Origin of the sequence: Photorhabdus sp. RW14-46 (genome assembly GCF_963887965.1) — a bacterium.
Classification (GTDB): Bacteria; Pseudomonadota; Gammaproteobacteria; order Enterobacterales; family Enterobacteriaceae; genus Photorhabdus; species Photorhabdus laumondii.
Genome location: NZ_CAWPHH010000001.1, coordinates 63,949 through 81,789 on the forward strand (window position 1 = coordinate 63,949; position 17,841 = coordinate 81,789).

Here is a 17,841-nt window from a genome sequence, read left to right on the forward strand (position 1 = left end):
CTCAAGCCTCCGTGCCTATGGCACGAATAATAGCAATAGGGTCAACTTCATCCAGTTTAAAACGACCTTTCTCCTCTGCTGCGGTGTGAATCAGAGCACGTTGAATATAGGTTTCAATTTCCTCAGTTATGCCATAAGGCACCAACCCAAGCTGTTTGACGCATTGCTGGCATTGGCTGTCAGAGAGTAAATTAGCATGATAAGCGAGTAGGTATTCCTTGCAGCGCTTAAATTTACTTTGCCAGCCTGCAACTTCATCTGCAATCGTGGCGGCAGAGCTTGCATTCACAGCGATTTCAGGTACATGGTGTAATACCAAATCGCGCAAAGCTGCATTTTCTGGCTCTTCAATTAGCTGTTGCAATGTGGCAGTCAAGTCACGACGATGCAACAGACTTACACCTATTCGCTCAGCGGCAACAGGTGATAGCGGCTCTTGTACCATCCTCAACAGTGTCTGCTCCGGCCACATCGCTGAAAGCAGCAATCCCAATTGCCCTGCTGTGGTGTGAAGGACATGCCATTGATTTTGGTCAGCTTCTGTTTTCTCCAATTCTTCAGCCATACAATGAAAAGCTTTCCAGGCACCTTCAAAACCGGCAATGCAAGCTCCAATTACCTCATCACGTACAAACTGGTTCAGACAGAGTGCTGCTAGAGTTGTGGCAAAGGGCAATGAATAGACTGTGATACGTTGAATAGAAAAATCAACCGCTGCTCGGTAAGCGGCATAAGCACGAAACAGGTCACGCCAAGGAGAATGACCAACCATTTCATATACATGTGAAACTTCATCGTTAGGAACATACGAGAAGTCGTAAGCTGTATCGAACAGCACTCGTAACCAGAGCACCAATTGATGGAGATCCTCAGCTTGCCAACGGGCACCATCAGTACGCTGCATGCGCAAGAAAAGCGTCCAAGTTCCTAACTGGCAGACTCGATTCGGTGATACTCGCCATATGGGTTTCCATTCGACAATACGCAATGCCAACGCTTCGAATACATGTAAACGGCCAATGTCCTCTTCCGGAGCGTTCGGTAGTTCGGCAAATTCAACGATCAATTCCTTCTCATTAAAGAGGAAGCTGGCCTTATGTACTACAAAGGGGAGTGAAATCTCTAGAATGTTCCGTGTTAACCTCAGCAGGCAAGAGCGTGCATCACCAAAGCCATCTGCGATATTTATCAGTTTGCGTAGGGGAGCAGGCAGTTCAGAACCGGAGTGAGCTCGAAAGTGAGCCAACATCCACTGATGTAAAAGATTATGTAGTTGATGAGCATTTTCCATAGGCAGTTGATCAGGCATCATATTGCCAGCAATGGGTATTAAAACTTGCCAGCGCAAGAAGTCGTCGCCCAAACATTCCACCATGTCTTCTTTTAACTCAAGCAAAAAATTGTCTGGCATGGGTTGATAACGAACATGCTCTATCCACCTTAGGAAAGAACGTAATGCCGCCGCCTCCGTGGCAGAAAGAGTCGACAGTTGGGCAAATGCAATCCAACCACTTAGCAAATCCAAGTAACGCTGATGTGTACTGGGATCACGCCGATCGACCACATCGATTAATACCGCTTTAAGCACTTGATCATAAGTATCCACCAAGTCAATGCGACAAAGGCCCTGCAATGTCGGTAAGTTTGCTTTATGTAGAGTCTCCATTAGGCTAGCGGTGGCTTGCAGTAAATCAGCAACTTCGCTGGCTCCAGCTAATGCAGCGGCAGCCTTAAAACATCTCAAAGGAGTTAAAAACGCCAGATAGGCAGCACATGCTTTTGGGGCACACACCAAACTAGCGAGTGCAGTCGGTGCTAGTTGGCCGTGATGTATTATCTCTAATAGAGAGGCCGGAGAAAGCGTAGATTCTGCTACATTGACCAGAGTATATACAATATTTAACCGTTCAGTATCCTCGTAAATGGACAGAATTTCTGTATCTGCAAGTACATGGAGTATACATTCTAACAACAAGCGTGCATCGCTATACGGTGCAGTTATCGCAGCATCGACCAATGACGTTAATTGGATAGACGGCAATTTTTCAATCCATGCTTCAGTTTTAATTAACTGCATAATTAAGCACAGATCATTGAATCGGGTGAGCCTGCCTGCAAGCGTTGGGATAGCTTTGCATAAGCGCGGTAACACAGATTGCGGATTGCTTTTAGCGGTAAGAGCACAGAGATAATCTGCCGTTGCATCAGTTGTCGGCCAATCAGAGGGGAAAAACTCAATAGCTCTCTCTCCTGCCTGTGCGAGGAGCCAACCTGTTAAACTGGGGCTTCGGATAGCATTACCATTTTGTAGCCAAGTGTCTGTTGGGAAAACCGTGCGTCGTTTAAGTGTGGTGTAGGTCTTTTCCGTTAACACAGGTAAGCCAATCAACGCATTTTGCAGAATATCGGTAACACGTTGAGATGTAAGCTCCGTTATTCGCAAGGATTCACTGTCGTCAAACACACATTGTACTGAGATAGGCAAATTAACCGATTCGGCTGTTTCCGTTTTCAATTCGATAAGTGGCTTTTGTGCACTAAAGTAGGCCAATTCCCCCATACTATCAATGACTACCCAAGGAACAGCGGGTATATCCGTTAGTTGGGTAAGAAAAACCGGCAAATTTTGTTGTCGGAACATGATACCAGCATGTTCACTACCCACCCCAGATTCAACGAAGACAGCGGTAAGAGCCGTTTGCACAGACAGGGGAAGACGCAGGTAACGAGACCAAGCATCGTTCAATGTCGATGCAGAAAGGAAGCTACCTAAAGAGGGAAAAGAAGGGGGTAATAGCGCTGCCACCGGTACTGCTCGCATACAATGCGCCAGCTCGGTGCGTACTTCGGCGGTTAACCGTTGAACACGACGTTCAAGCGTGTAACCAGGAGCAGGACGCACCTGTACTAACCAAAGTTTATCTACGTTCACTTGACGTAATTGTGTGCCATACCACAAGGGAGCGGCTAATGTTGGCCAATGATAGGCGACCGAGTTTACCCTTGAACCGGGCGATTGCGCCGCCGCAAAGCCAAAACCAAACGCCATTTCTCCCCGAACGCCATTAGAACCGGCTAAGGTCAGTCCGGTGGCCGATACCAATCCATGATCTGTTTCCAATACCCACTCAGTATCCAACGCAATTTCAGAAAAGTGCTGATGTAACTGCCTGATAATTTTGTACAAACTATGACATACATCAGCTGTCAGATAGGGTGCCTGTAAAAGTTCCACTTGAGGTGGAGTGCCTTGAATCAACCGCTGAACAAAACAAGTGACTGGCTGTGGCTGATAATCAGGATTGATTAACCGTTGTTGTGCGATAGCTTGAGGTTCAAAACCACTGAAAGTAACCTCAGCAACAGTGTCGGCAAAATCTGCTGTACGATGGCAAATGACACTCGCATAGCCACCCGCATTGACGAAAATATCACCATCTTCCAGACCTGCACTACGAACAATCCAGGGAGGTGGACCACATACTTCCTCTACTTGTTTTACCCAATCGTGATGCTCCGTAATATATTTGCTGTAGATGGTGCGTAACAGCTCAGCATCAGCATGTGGAGAAACCGCGGTGATGGCAAACGCTTTATCGGCAGGAAATGCCAACAAAGGGGGAATAAGAGCCGAAAAATCGACGTGCCGGGCGAGCTGTTGTAATCGTTCAAATTTTGCAGTCATACGTTTTATTTTCTTACCTTATAGAGCCAGAATCCCAAATGAGTTTTCACGTTGACAAGGGCGAGTCGCGATTTTCTTCCCATCGCTTGATTTATGCCAACACTAACAACATCGCTAATTAAGCCCCTAATAACACAAATATTACCAGCTCGATAGTCAATATATGGGAAAAAACAACTGTTAATTTTTCCTTGTCATAGTATCGATGTCGTTTATATAAAAAACTGGTCACACGTGCTTGTGTGTAATCTTAGTTTCTACCTCCGGTTTTACTTCAATTATAGGTTGTTCAAACGTTCTTAAAGAATTGCCTATACCCTATGGATTCCAAGATGAATCGCGACGGCAAGGGAGCGAATCCCCGGGAGCATAGATAACGATGTGACCAAGGTGAGAGAGTGTAGCCAACAAAGAGGCAACTTGAAAGATAACGGGTATAGAATTATTAAAATTTGACGATTGAGTATTGAATTCATTAAACACAGGTTCCACCTTGTATTTTTTCGAATCGTCTCTATTTTAAATAGAGTGGCAAGACTATTCTTGCCACCTACTAAACTACAATTAGCTAATCATGGGAATATAATAATGCTCTTCATCATCCCAAGTTCACTTAATAATCCCACTATTCCCATATATATTAGTCACCTTTACATTCAAACTATCGTTGACAGATTTCTATCCTAAAGCCTCACCTCTTACCTGAGGTAAAATAAATTCGTAGCTAACTAGTTTGAATAATTGATGAATAGTCAATAGATCCCAATACACTAACAACAACTTTCCATACCGGGCGTACCATTAACACCCGTAGAATATTCCTTATACCTTGCTGGTGGATTTGTTAATTTTCCTTTTACTGCAATTTGTTGAGTGTTGATAGTACCTTTATTTGTAATATAAAGAGGAATAACTTTTTTTAGATCGAAAATAGAATAATGAATGTTGAAGAGATTGAGCCATCGCTGTTTGATGCTGTCACTTTCACGGTTTCGACTCACCAATAGAGGCCACTGAAGGGGCTGTATAAAGTCCTGAAGCACTGATACTACCCAGATCTACAGGGCTGATTGACCATTTAACATTCTTAGCTGGGGTCACAGTAAATTGTTGGGTTTTATTGGCAGACAGAAGTATCTCTGCGGGTTCAACTTTCAGACCTGTCAAGGTAGGGCTAATATCGCCGAATAAGACCAAATCTCCAGGAACAGCAATCTGATCAAATTCCAAAACTTCCGAGTTCGGAAACAGAATATGCTGAATATAAAATGTATTGATATCAGGTAATTCGAAAAAACCAGTCTTATTAATTTTATCTGTGAGCTGATTTGCCATCTTCTCTGTTCCATTACTTTCAATAAGACTTAATCTACTATGTTCTGACTTAATACATTTAACGGTTATCTTGCCAACCGTTGAAAATGAAATAATATTATTTTCCTTCAGAGAAACTTCAGCCTTGCATTTCCCATCACAGCTAAAAGTGTAATCATTTAAATAATCTTGATGTATCCACCCTGCCGGGCCGTAATAACTCCAAGATGCTGAGAATCGATGATTATAAGTATGGTTCTCAGGGAATTGTAAAACAACATGCTTACTTTCATTATCTTCAACATCAGCAGCTATAGTAAATTTATTAAATGGCAGGTGAGCAACCTGCACCTCTCCTTTCTCATCACAGCTCTTATATCTAGTCGTTGAGTCTAAAAAAGTTACAGAACCATCTATAATTTCATTTGTCGGTGTATATCCTCCAGTAAACTGCAAAGTTACAGGACTATTCTGCCCTGAATTGATGGTTGTAAAAGCAGCATCATCAATATATTTTTTAAAATGTTCAGCAAATATATTACCGAATAGGGTTGCGTTCCCAATAATGAGAGCTGCCGATTTTCCTTCTGGAATAATGTAAGGATAGTTATCTCCTGGCAGGTTACCCCCACCTGCATTATAATTAGTGGCAATAAAAAGCAGTACAGCTCCATCACCATAGTTTTTAGAATCTCGTAATGTTCCGCTAGGGGCTGGTTGTGTGCGAACAATAAATTTTTTAGGATAAAGTCTATTTTTACCATTATTAGGCTTTAATACACCTAGAATATATTCATTAGGATTAGACTGAATATATTGCCTAAAATACTGCACAATCTCTGCTGGAGCATCATTTAATCCTTCTATATCCAGTAAAGTACCTTTCTCAAATTTGATGACAACCTTACCACTATTCTCAGAGACCCCATTACCGATATTCTCAACAACCCCATTACCATATTCCAGATTTACATTAAGCTTGATAGCATAATTATTCGCTGGACTGATCTTTTCCCATTTAATAACTTGACCATTAGAGTTTGTATAGACAATCGAACCAGAAATAAATTTCATAGTTGCTGTGGCCTGACTGGCCGTAATTTTGGAATCCTCAAATGAAATGAGTGGCACACCTAAAACGACATCCTGGAGTTTTATTCCATACTTCTCATTTTCAAAACTTATGGGAGGATATTGTACCCCCGCAGCTCTCTTTTCTATATATTGCTGAAGCAATAATTGATTAACTTTATTTCGATCATAAGCAACAACGGCATCCCAACCCAACGCAACACTACGCATTCTTAAAGAGTTAATTATATCATTTGCGTTACTCATTACATCCTCCATCTATTTAAATAACAAATATAGTTTTAACATAGTAAAAATAGTGGCCAGTCAATTTAAATAGAGACTACCCATGCCACTAATTATCAATAAATTAACAATCCCAGATACAGAAAATCTAAGTCATTACTCCATACAACATTATTTTATGAATAAATCATTCATAGAAAATTAATAGCCCACCTGAAAAACACCCAACAATATAAATATTAGGCGATAAAAATAAACCCTCTTTAGTTTAATCCCCCGGATGATTTACTCAACACTTCCGACAAATTCAATTAACGATTAAATATTAACATTAACACTACCTTAATATACTATAAAAATAGAAAACCCATTCCAACAACCTAACTATTAACTACTATATCACTATCAATAAATCTTAACCATAATCTAATAGTTCACATCTTTAAATATAATAAATTAATGTATTATCAAAAACAGTCAGCGACAGCGGATTATATACTCCGCCGAAGAAGTTCGAGGGTGGTTACCATTTTGTCAGTATTATTGCCAGTTTGCCGTCAGGAGAAGAAACGCGAGCCGTTGTCTGCTTGGCTAGTCAAAATACGATAGCTGAGTTTAAAGTGACGCCTTCATACGCTTTAAATATTACTCCACAGAAAAAAGTCACCTTTACAACAAAAAGTGAAGATTTTGAAGGTAATTTATGGGAGATTTATCCGAAGAAAGGGAGCATAACGGATGTAAGCTACAAAGAAGAAGGTGATTTCTCAGTTTATACCCGTCTTTGCTATGCTCCCGGGGATTCACTCCCTTGCCACCGTGATGCATCTTTAAATCAATAGGGTATATACAGCAACGTATCAGAGCCCCATAGAACAAAACCAGCGGATGCAATGTTTTGTCCGGGTCATGCAAAAGAATAAACCGAAACGTTCTGGATATGCTGTAGTTGATTTAATTCCTTAATTGTTTTAAAGAAATTTTACAAGGTAAGCTCAGCTTACCTTGTAATCCAAATAGAAGAGTGCCTCATCAAGTTATTCTCTTCATCCTTTAATTAAATGCCGTATGCCAACGGAAGAGGGCGATCTTGGATAACGGTTTTCATGACGAGTGTAGATATTAGGCGCTGAACACCGGGCATACTAGACAACCGTTCGTCATAGAGCTTCTGAAAAGCTGGCAGATCATGCGTAACGACGTGCATGAGATAGTCAGGATCACCGAAAAGCCTTTGCGCCAAGATAATCTGCGGTATTTCCGTAACGGCGTCTTCAAATGACCTGATTGCCAACCTGTCCCCTTCACGCAAGGTTACGAACACAATCGCGGAAAAGTTAAAACCAAGGCTGCTGGGATCAAGATGGGCACGATAGCCTCTGATAATCCCCGCTTGTTCCAGTGATCGTACCCGGCGATGACATGGTGAAAGGCTGAGACCTACCCGTTCAGCAAGGTCGGTCACGGAAAGACGACCGTCCGCCTGTAGCTCAGCAAGAATCTTGCGATCAATCTTATCCATTTGGAAGGATCTCTCTTTTATCTGCATCAAAACAATCAAAGTTGGAAACACATTTTAACGATAGAAGGATATTCTTTCCACTGACGTAAACAGCCCGGATGTACTTATATTTTTCATCAAAATGGTAATCCGGTAGTGAGAATAATAAGGTGGAAAAAATATGTGTATATCCTCATGTTGCAGGAATCTTTCAGACTGGAAGACGCTAAAATTTGTGACTAGAGAAGCTGTAACCCTGCAATCTGATTGGGGGGTAAAACTATGGAGTTAAGTCTGTTTGCTGCATTCTGGATTGTATCCGTTCTGTTTATCATCACTCCAGGTGCAGATTGGGCTTACACCATCTCTGCGGGTATGCACGGTCGCGCAGTACTTCCCGCGGTCACGGGATTACTGTGCGGGCACCTCATTGCGACAATTGTTGTGGCAGCTGGTGTAGGAGCGATTGTTGCTGGTACGCCAATAGCTCTGACAGTGTTAACAGTAGCCGGAGCGGGTTACCTGCTGTGGCTTGGCATCAACATGATCCGTCATCCTTCCGTACCTACAGCAAGCAATGAGCGGGAGGTAGGTTCCAGGTCCCAATGGGCGATAAAGGGACTCTGGGTCAGTAGCCTGAACCCAAAAGTCTTCCTGCTATTTCTGGCACTGTTGCCGCAGTTCACCAATCCAACAGCCGCCTGGCCGATCCCGGTACAAATTATGGCACTGGGTCTGCTTCACATTTTAAGTTGTGGCGTAATTTATCTGATAGTCGGATACGGTTCCCGAGCAATCCTAAAAACCCGCGCACAGGCCGCGCACATTGTCAGCCGGGTATCCGGCGCTGTGATGATTATCATCGCGGTACTCTTATTGGCAGAGCAGTTCATCTGAGAATGTAACAAATGTCTGATATCACAATCACACAATTGAAGAGTATGAAACAGTGCAGCGAAAAAATCGCCACATTCGTTCCGTTGGACTTCAACCCCTAAGATGACCGGTTGTAGTACCTCAGTCCTTCACCTTCTCACTTGCACCTGCCAAGCAGCGAAGCATTTTGGAAAACACCGATGATGTAGAACTTGTGTCAGCGGAGAAGCCCTTGTAGTGCTCTGCACCACTAATAAAAACTCAGTCCGATTGGTAAAATTTTGTTGCACAATTCGGACTGAGTTTCCTTCTGGTAATTCACTATTTGGAGTGAATTAATTAGGTTTGAACCCCGTATAAAGTTATCGGAATCCAGTTCCCGGGTTGACCAGTTGCGACAGATTATTTAGAGCTCCTGTTCTGTCAAAGGCACCCGGCTGGCGTAATGCATCTATGAGCAAGTTAAGCATCTCATCCGTCACATGTTCCATAACGAAAAGATGTGCATACTCAATCCCATTTTTTGTCTCAGTAGAGAGAGAGAACTCTTCAACAATGTCGTTGTTAGGACAAAGGAACAGGATACTGAGAGAGAGTGGCGAGCGATGGACGTAAAGATCACGACCAAGTTCCGCATTCAATGCCTGTAGTTTCTGATAAGCGCTCTCACTCATCTGGAGTTGATGTACGATTTTTTCAATCTGGTCTTTATGGGAGTATTTAGTCAGGTAGTGCCAAAGAATCAAGGCCGAAAAACCATTTCGCGAGCCCGCTAATGTGGAATCCTGAGCGCCTATATAATCTACAGTTAGGAAATTCAGGAGATATTTTTGTTTTGTTAAATAAATGCCGGTAGGCCACGGAGCACCCATTTCCTTGTGTCCGCTGGTCACGATAGAATGAACTGGGTTTCTGAAATCAAATGAAGGAAGATGTCCCTCACCAATATCTATTCCCTGCTCTCTCGCTTTCTCTAAAAACGGACCATACGCAGCCCCCAAAGCACCGTCAATGTGGAACCAATAGCCATTCCGAAGGCTTTTAATAACTTTGCCATTTTCCAAGGTAATTTCAAGAGTCCGCTCTTTGAGGCCGTGCCGCTCAAGTATCGGTAGTAGCAGATCAATCGCGCCACTTACATCATCAAGCGCACCTTTAAAAGAGGTTCCATAGTTGAAGTTTACCACTATAGGGAAACCACGTGATGCAAAAAAATCCACCAATACACTAAGCTTAGCTATATCAACAGATCCCGTTGGGAGGGACGGAACCTTTGTCGGCCATTTTCCATCACTCGTCTTGATGGGACATTGCCCTGGATAAAGAGACTCCCCTAGTTTGGAGAAAGTGGAGAGCGCCAAAATATCTTTTGCTTTATCAATTGAGTAATGTGTATCTTCGGAATAAAAAAGTACGGGTGTAAGCGAGTTCTCGTTACCACCTACGAACTCCCCTTGTTCAAGGGAGCTGTTCGCATTCGAATCAACCCAGAGAACTTTTGCAGCTAGATAATCACGCGCATTGCGCAGTGCATATAAATTCCCCTCAGTGCTTCCCATTGACAACACATAGCCCCAGTATGCCTCGCCCGGAGTGGTGCTATCTCTGCCAGGAGCGTTCCAAAGTTTAGCAAAATAATCCAGTACGGCACGCTCAACAAACTTTGAGTTAAGTCTGAAATTGCCCGCCATAAACGGGTCGCCAACATTATTTAACTGAACATCTAAGTACTTGCTAAATTCCGATGAATAGTGGAGTTCTTGGTTGGCTTGATAGCCAAGAAATTTTTCTCGCGTTTTCTTTACATACGAATCTAACTCTGCCAGGGCCTGCCCTCGTTCAGCATCTGTTAATCCGTGTTCAGATAGTTCAAACAGAGATTCGTTAATTGCCACATAAGTTTCATTATTCATATTTGGCTCCAATGTAATGATCTATTAAGGCAAACGGTATGTTAAGCATGGGTTATATCTTGAGAGCGCCTCCTTAATTGTTGGCTTGTTGCTGAGGTGGAATTAATAAAAATAATTTATATAAACATCCCTGTGTTTCAATCTCTTTTTTCCTGACACATTGTAAACATCAAGCATTATCAACGGCTGACATAGTGATAATACCCATTTTGAGTTAGATTATATATAAATAAAATCAATTAATTCATTACTAAACGAATGGATAAAAAGCAACAAATGCAATGGAGTCAATATGGTGTTCATTATTTATTGCAACGCGAACAGCCATATTAAACGGTGAGCTAGAAACACAATTTGGGCGCTGGTACCCAAGAGTAAAATTAGGGGAAGAAACAGAGAACCATTGTGGAATGAAAACACGAGAAAAATCGTCGATATCAAAGAAAAATTCGACTAATACAACTAATTTGTCCATGCCTGTTCCTTATTTAGATCTTTTTTTCTTGGTCGAAAGTTCTGATCTTGGAACAGGCGCTTAATTCAATTTTTTTATCAAGAATTCAGATATTTACAAGCTCATGCAATAATTCCCATAAATTTTTTCAGCCTTTTTGATCATACTTAGCAGCAAACCCTTGGGAACGGACCAACTGATTCATTACTTTTAGATCTACCAATAGATCGTCAATATCGTTATCTAACAGACGCTGGTGCATTTCGCTAAATACTACGCTCATTTCCTTTATCCCTTGATAAGTCAGGGATTTCACCTCTTCGAATTGGGCGCTATCAGCACTTTGCTCCTCTAACGAAACACAACGCTCCAATGCTTTGACAATCATTGGCAAATAACGGTTGAGAAATAACTTACCGGGAGTGACATCCCTGGCATCAGCCTGCATACAGTCAATGATCGCCTGCGTTTTCTCCTCAATCAGGTTAACCAATTCCTGCATCTCATACGCCATACCAGACTTATAACGTTTGATCTGAGCCAATTGTTCATAGTATTCAGCAAACTCTGCCTGTGTCTCATCTTGCCGACGCTGCTCCTCTGCCTGTTGACGAGCAACAAGCTGTTGTTGCTGTTGCAGCGCTTTCTGCCGTCGAAAATTATTCCAAAGCTCAATCAACACCGTTACCAGCACAACGACAAAAAATACGACACCAAACCAAACAGGAATCGCATGGGCATCAATTCTAAACAACGCGACAATAGTACTCGCTGTCATCAGTAATAATGGGAACCTGCTTACCTCTAGTTTACGTTGTCTGATAATCGTGATGAGCAAAGCCGCCAGCCCGCCAAACAATAGTGCGGCAGCCCACAGCCCCGCCAGCGGGCTCAACACCACCACCAACCAACCGGCCAAAGTCGCGGGCCTATGTGGACGTGACGGATAGAGAGCCAATAATCCAATATAGACTGATAACACCACTATGCTGGAAATATGACCATCACCCGCAGGCAAGACCAAAAAAGACCAAGGAGTATACAGAACAACACAAGCCAGTATAAAAGCGAGGACAAAGATTTTGATATGAAACAGTACACGTGATAGAGACCGCTTGATGCTACCGAACAGAGATATTACTCCCTGTTCCTGCTGTTGTGCCGCATCACGGTCAGACGATGATTGAGGTGTAGGCATAGGGTATTTTACTCCTCTTACTATTATCCATTACTGTCAGGAAAGCACCTGATAAGGTCGCTAATATTGTGCATTAGCCGCCGCAGTTAAACGCTGACGTAAATTACCTTCCATTGAGGAGAGCTCTTTCTCAATTTCAGTCCGCTTAATGCGCGCTTCTGACGCAATGCGCATTGTATCCTCAATCGTATTGACTAAACGGCTCTGCACATCGCGCAAGGTTTCAATGTCAACGATAGAGCGTTCCACTTCAGTAGCCGTTGCAATGCTGCTCTGTTGCAGGATTTCAGCATTTTTGCGTAATAATTCGTTGGTCGTATCGGCCACCTCTTTTTGCAATTTAGCCGCTCGACTCTGAGCTTTCAGTGACAGATTGAGTACCATCTGACTTTTCCAGATTGGTAATGTAGAAAGGATGCTACTTTGGATCTTTTCCGCCAGTTGCTGGTTATTATTTTGTACAATCCGGATCTGTGGGGCAGTCTGTATAGCAATGGTCTTTGACAGTTCCAGATCGTGAAGACGGCGTTCAAAACGATTAATATTCTCCAGCAGATCTTTAACACTCTGCGCATCCATCATATCTTGAGACGTCTCAGCCTTTCTCTGCAATGAGGGCAACTCCACCGTTTTAATCTGCCGCAACTTCTGTTTGCCCGCTTCAACATAGAGCGATATTTCTTTATAAAAACCTAGATTGCGATCGTAGAGTTGATCTAACACCGTGGTATCACGCAGCAAATTAAGCATTGCACTATCCAAATGAGTGGCAATGGTATCGACCTGTTGTGTTAGCGTCTTTTGATCAATCATAGTGCGTTCAACTTTCTTAAAAATCCCGCCGATCAACGGTAATTTTCTCAGAAAGCGACTACTTTTCTCTTCTGGGGACAGCGCATCATGCTCACGAATAAACATGACCAAATCCGAGAGTTTTTGGCCTACCTCATCAGCTTCTTTGGTTTTTACATTCTCCAATAACGTATCAGCAAAACGGGCAATCCCTCCCATAGGCTGAGCACCATAGCCGATCACCGCCGCAGGTTGCGAAATATCGATCTTTTCTATTAGCGTGTTGATGTGCTCCTGATCAATCAGAACAGTTGACTCGTTGATAGCCATATCACGACCAAATGATGGGATAGGTGTAACTTTAGTACTCATAACATAACCCTGTTAGCTGAATCGATAAAATTAATTGCGTGGAAAATAAGGAATTATCATATAGCGTCTACGATGTGTTTAAAACAAATTCTACTTTCTAACCTGCCTGTAAATATTAAACATTAGCGAAAAATACCTGCATAAACCCGCGTTGTAAGCTAATTAGGTAACCTTAATTGTACCGAATACGTAACGCTCCCTAACCAGGCAGGAGTTATTCAACAACGATATTTTTGTCAAACTCATCTAATGAACAGATTTCAGCGAATTTCCTTCATTAACGTAGAAGAAAAACTTAAATTATTTAATTCACATTATTATCGGTATTATTGTAATAATTACTCCTAAGCGAGTTTTGGATTATAGTAAATAAAAATATGTCAATAAAACCAGCGCATATACCCTATAGATTTCAAGATGCATCGCGACGGCAAGGGAACGAATCCCCGGGAGCATAGATAACTATGTGACCGGGGTGAGTGAGTGCAGCCAACAAAGAGGCAACTTGAATGATCTCCATTTCGGATAAAATCAAGCATCTTCAATGACTACGGGTATATACCCTATGGATTTCAAGATACATCGCGGCGGCAAGGGAGTGAATCCCCGGGAGCATAGGTAACTATGTGACCGGGGTGAGCGAGAGCAGCCAACAAAGAGGCAACTTGAAAGATGACGGGTATAGATTATATTGAAGGTGATTATTCAATATAACAGGGTTAGAATCATGAAAAATTTGTTTGTTATTATGTTACTTCTCTCCGTAATAACCGGGTGCTCCGGTAAAAATAACCCAAACAGACAAACACAAGCAGAAGAGGGATTGAAATTTGCATTTTCATCCGGCGGCAATTTTATCTTAACTCACGCTTGTACCGATAAAATCGATTATTTAGGGCCAGACGAAGGGGGGAATGACCAGATAGAAATAGCGATAAAAAACGATAAACAATGCTTTGCTCACTTTGATGCTTTAATCAATAAAAACATCGGCACCCAAATGACAATATCATTTAAAGGTACTCATCTTGTCACAGCGACTATTCAAACTTCTTTAAATCCTTCATTCAGAATGGGGGTAAAAGATAAAGAGCAAGCCATGAGTATTATGAGCGCACTAAAAAATTAAATTGTTTTTGATATTAAAGCAGCCGCATCCCGCCTCGAAATCTCCGCCCAATATTGGACGGAGATTTCCGACAATGTTGACTACAAAGAGATAACCCGTCGTGCGGCACCTATCGCACTGGTTCCATAATCTATCGCATTGGCGATCCCGGTTGTGGTCAGAACCCTGCCTCTGATCTGATTACCAATCATGCCAGCAAGATGATCTATACCACTACCAGCAGCACTTAGCCCTCTGGAAACCCAACTGTCTCTTCCCATCACTCTGTGCAGACCAGTTCCAATGCCACCGGCAAGCCCGCCGAGAACACTAAATATCGGCTCAAAGACAGGTCTGGCTATACTGAAATGCACTAATTGTCTGGCTAAACCGGCGGCATATGGGCTGACAGCCCGGCCTAATAACCTCCCCAAGAATCCGCCACCTATTACTCTGTTGATCGCCATTTCCGCCCCCAAACCCGCGGCATAACCCACCGCGTAATTCGCTAAATGTCCGGCAGGGTTACTGGCGACATCTAAACCAAAACCAATCCAGGAGCCATAATAGGTGCCAATACCGGCATGAATCCCGGCTCTGGTACTCCCCTGTGTACCGGTGATCATCCCACCAGCCGCTCCCCCCGCGGCGGCGGCTACTTCATGTGTAAGGGTGGAGGAAGTCCCCAACATGGTATCAATGGTGCCTACCGCACTCCCGGCCCCAATAGCGCCACCAATCCCCCGGTCAGCATTATTTATCCATGATCCCACCGCGCCCGTTACCGCACCGGCGGCTGATGCAACACCTACACCTTGTGCTCGCGCACCATAAGCCGCGGCTGAACTCGCCCCAGCAGCAGCGCCCGCCGCTGACTGTACTAACGTCGATTTCCCCTGTACGAGTCGAGCGAGTAATGCCCCACCTTTTTCCAGCAAGCTACCGACGTTATACCCCATCAACGCACCAATCCCTGCACCTACGGCCGCAACCCCCAGAATGACAGGGAGAGCCGCGCCAGCCGTACCAGCAATGGCAGCCGCAAGACCGCCAATCGCAAGCCCGCCGGCAATGGCTCTGCCAATTTTTTGTCCCCGTCTCATTGACGCAGACATTCCCTCATCAGGTTTACGAAACAAAAATGAAGCAAACCAAAATGTATTCCGATTTCTGTTCGGAGACGGCGCTAATCCGTCATGGTCAGTCAATGTGATGGGGTTATTCCTCACCATCCGGTACACATTCAACCCATCCACGGTTCCCGCCGGATCAGCACTCAACCAGCGGCCCACCCAAGGCTGATAATAACGGTAGCCGTAATAATACAATCCGGTGGCATCCCGCTCTTTACCGGAGTAACGAATAAATTTGTAGCTGGCTTCTGTCTGATTTTTCGCTGCCCATACCGCGGTGCCGCCATACGGATAATACTCTTCCTGACTAAGAATCTGCCCTTCGCTATCCAATTCAATCTGGCTGGAGCCGAGCAGATTATCGTAACTGTAGCGCACCTGATTGTTGTCGATATCTGTCGGCTTACCACTTTCCCAGTGCAATACCCTTACCTGTGCGCGCCCCGCCTCACCTACCGTAATCACCTGCAAATTTTGAGTTGTTTTATCTGCCACTCCAGTTATGCGCAGCTCTAATCCCGGCAGATAAGTCACCCGTTGTACTTGAGTACTGTTGCCCGTCTGCTGTTCACTCACTTTTAGCAGCCGCACGCCATCACTGCTATAACGATACCATTCACTGTCACTGCTATTTTCGCGGCTCACCGGTGTTACTCGCTGCAATTCACCCCGCATATTCCAATCCAGATTCTGCCCCGGTATTAACGTCTTCTGATGACCGCCGGCATCAAATAGCCCATCCACTTGGGTTGGATCTGTCGTTAATGTACTCAATACCGTCCGGTTACTGCGGCTTGAAACGGTCATCTCCGTGGTGTAACTATTTTGAGTCGCGGGTGAACTGTGTCGGATTTGAACCAAATTACCGCCACGGTCATAACTATAAGTACGCTGGTAATTGGTATAGGTGCTGTTGTCGGCAGGAACAGGCATAGCAGGTGAGGGAAGTTGGTTGCTTTGCTGGCCGATATTAGCCATTTCACGCCCTGTCGCACTCATAAGCTGATACAGCGAATCATAAACATAGCGGTTCTCAGGCTCCACTTTCTGATTACGCCAAAAGCGGGTGGCTTCGGCATCATTATGGATACTGATGACATTCCCCACCGGATCATACTCATAGCGGAGATCCTGTAATACTCTCGCTCCTGATTGACTCTCTTCGGCTCGCCGGGTAGTGATACCCATCAAACGTTGAGTTTCCGGTTCATAACTGTACTCGGTAATCACGCCGTTACCATGCTCTTCACGCAGCTTATGACCTGCGGCTGACCAGCTCAGAGACTTAACAATCACCTGTTCACGCTGGCCTTTCACCGTCAACCAACTCCCTTTTAACTGACCGGCAATGTCATAAGCCAGACGCTGAATATTGCCTTTCGCATCGGTTTGGGTCAGTAAAGCCCCGATGGCATTGGTTGTACTTTGTGTTGTATAGACCTCACTTGCCAGCATCCGCTGCCAGACAGTTTCGTCGTCACCGCTCCAGCTAGCCTCCTGCCCTTCTGCCAGCCATTGGTGAGATTGGGATAAAATAGCACCCGCCAGTGACTGACTCATCAACCGGGTAACGCCCGCCGTGTCGTAGTGGCGTATACACAGACCAGAGAGGTTATATTCTTTCTCTGCGGTGGTGTTCTCCGCCCAGATAAAGCGCTCTGTCACTTGAGAAGTTTCCTGATCAAAAACTTGTTCACTCACAGATAACAAACGACCGGGCAAGGTATTACCTTCATAGCGACGAGTCTGACGAACACCTGGCGCATTCATCGTCATTACCGGACGACCTTCAATATCATTTAATGCAACAGTACGACCAGCATCGACACTCTCTGTCCGCAAGGCATGACCGGCCAGATCATACTGCCAGACAAAATTAGGTTTTACTGAGTTATCAGCCTGCTTTGCATCATACAAGCGTGGGTCAATACTGTGGTTCAGGTGTCCACGGGCATCATACTGGTGACGGGTGACACGGGTGTCAGTTTCCCCCCCGATCACAACACGGTGAAAACCGATATCACGAATGGACAGGCCGCGATTATCTAACACGCTGACTGTTGGGGTTTGAGTATAAAGAGCAGTATCAGACGTACTCATATCATATTCCTTCTATTTTGTTTTACAGCTTCCCTTCCAATGAAATGGAGAAAGATCGCAAGATTGATTTTAGGTATG

The 17,841-nt window shown here is 44.0% G+C and carries 10 protein-coding genes and 1 pseudogene; 4 read left to right on the forward strand and 7 right to left on the reverse strand.

Annotation, left to right across the window (positions count from 1 at the left end; all coding sequences use genetic code 11):
- Nucleotide 1 precedes the first annotated feature (1 nt).
- Together AACQ38_RS00280 and AACQ38_RS00285 are read right to left on the reverse strand one after the other, a co-directional pair.
- Nucleotides 2-3,685 carry a hypothetical protein gene (locus tag AACQ38_RS00280; protein ID WP_165577132.1) on the reverse strand — a complete coding sequence of 1,228 codons (3,684 nt, stop codon included), beginning with the start codon at nucleotides 3,683-3,685 and terminating at the stop codon, nucleotides 2-4.
- A 984-nt stretch (nucleotides 3,686-4,669) separates the two neighbouring features.
- On the reverse strand, nucleotides 4,670-6,337 hold the full coding sequence (locus tag AACQ38_RS00285) for a hypothetical protein (protein WP_165577133.1): 1,668 nt from the start codon (nucleotides 6,335-6,337) through the stop codon (nucleotides 4,670-4,672).
- A gap of 599 nt (nucleotides 6,338-6,936) precedes the next feature.
- On the opposite strand from AACQ38_RS00285, the gene AACQ38_RS00290 reads away from it, so the two are divergent.
- The gene (locus AACQ38_RS00290; protein ID WP_207631741.1) at nucleotides 6,937-7,158 is read left to right on the forward strand and encodes a hypothetical protein; all 222 of its coding nucleotides are present in this window, start codon (nucleotides 6,937-6,939) and stop codon (nucleotides 7,156-7,158) included.
- A gap of 215 nt (nucleotides 7,159-7,373) precedes the next feature.
- Here the strand turns inward: AACQ38_RS00290 and AACQ38_RS00295 are convergent, their stop codons facing one another.
- A complete protein-coding gene (locus AACQ38_RS00295) occupies nucleotides 7,374-7,838 on the reverse strand; it encodes an Lrp/AsnC family transcriptional regulator (RefSeq protein ID WP_011148265.1) in 465 nt (154 codons plus the stop codon).
- A gap of 261 nt (nucleotides 7,839-8,099) precedes the next feature.
- On the opposite strand from AACQ38_RS00295, the gene AACQ38_RS00300 reads away from it, so the two are divergent.
- Nucleotides 8,100-8,714 (forward strand): LysE family translocator, encoded by a 615-nt coding sequence (locus AACQ38_RS00300; protein ID WP_165577135.1) that lies wholly within the window; start codon nucleotides 8,100-8,102, stop codon nucleotides 8,712-8,714.
- 341 nt (nucleotides 8,715-9,055) lie between these two features.
- On the opposite strand, the gene AACQ38_RS00305 is transcribed toward AACQ38_RS00300, so the two are convergent.
- Nucleotides 9,056-10,606, reverse strand: a complete 1,551-nt coding sequence (locus AACQ38_RS00305) for a pyridoxal-dependent decarboxylase (protein ID WP_165577136.1) — start codon at nucleotides 10,604-10,606, stop codon at nucleotides 9,056-9,058.
- 246 nt (nucleotides 10,607-10,852) lie between these two features.
- On the opposite strand from AACQ38_RS00305, the pseudogene AACQ38_RS23960 reads away from it, so the two are divergent.
- Nucleotides 10,853-11,010: pseudogene (locus AACQ38_RS23960) on the forward strand (ISKra4 family transposase); the annotation flags it as partial.
- Between the two features lie 198 nt (nucleotides 11,011-11,208).
- Here the strand turns inward: AACQ38_RS23960 and AACQ38_RS00315 are convergent.
- A complete protein-coding gene (locus AACQ38_RS00315) occupies nucleotides 11,209-12,258 on the reverse strand; it encodes a 5-bromo-4-chloroindolyl phosphate hydrolysis family protein (RefSeq protein WP_165577137.1) in 1,050 nt (349 codons plus the stop codon).
- Nucleotides 12,259-12,318: 60 nt separating this feature from the next.
- Nucleotides 12,319-13,422, reverse strand: coding sequence for a toxic anion resistance protein (locus AACQ38_RS00320; protein ID WP_165577138.1), 1,104 nt, complete (start codon nucleotides 13,420-13,422; stop codon nucleotides 12,319-12,321).
- Between the two features lie 727 nt (nucleotides 13,423-14,149).
- Between AACQ38_RS00320 and AACQ38_RS00325 the strand changes: the two genes are divergently transcribed.
- Nucleotides 14,150-14,551 carry a hypothetical protein gene (locus tag AACQ38_RS00325; RefSeq protein WP_058589461.1) on the forward strand — a complete coding sequence of 134 codons (402 nt, stop codon included), beginning with the start codon at nucleotides 14,150-14,152 and terminating at the stop codon, nucleotides 14,549-14,551.
- Between the two features lie 80 nt (nucleotides 14,552-14,631).
- On the opposite strand, the gene tccC is transcribed toward AACQ38_RS00325, so the two are convergent.
- Nucleotides 14,632-17,763 (reverse strand): insecticidal toxin complex protein TccC, encoded by a 3,132-nt coding sequence (gene tccC, locus AACQ38_RS00330; RefSeq protein ID WP_165577139.1) that lies wholly within the window; start codon nucleotides 17,761-17,763, stop codon nucleotides 14,632-14,634.
- Nucleotides 17,764-17,841: the final 78 nt, after the last annotated feature.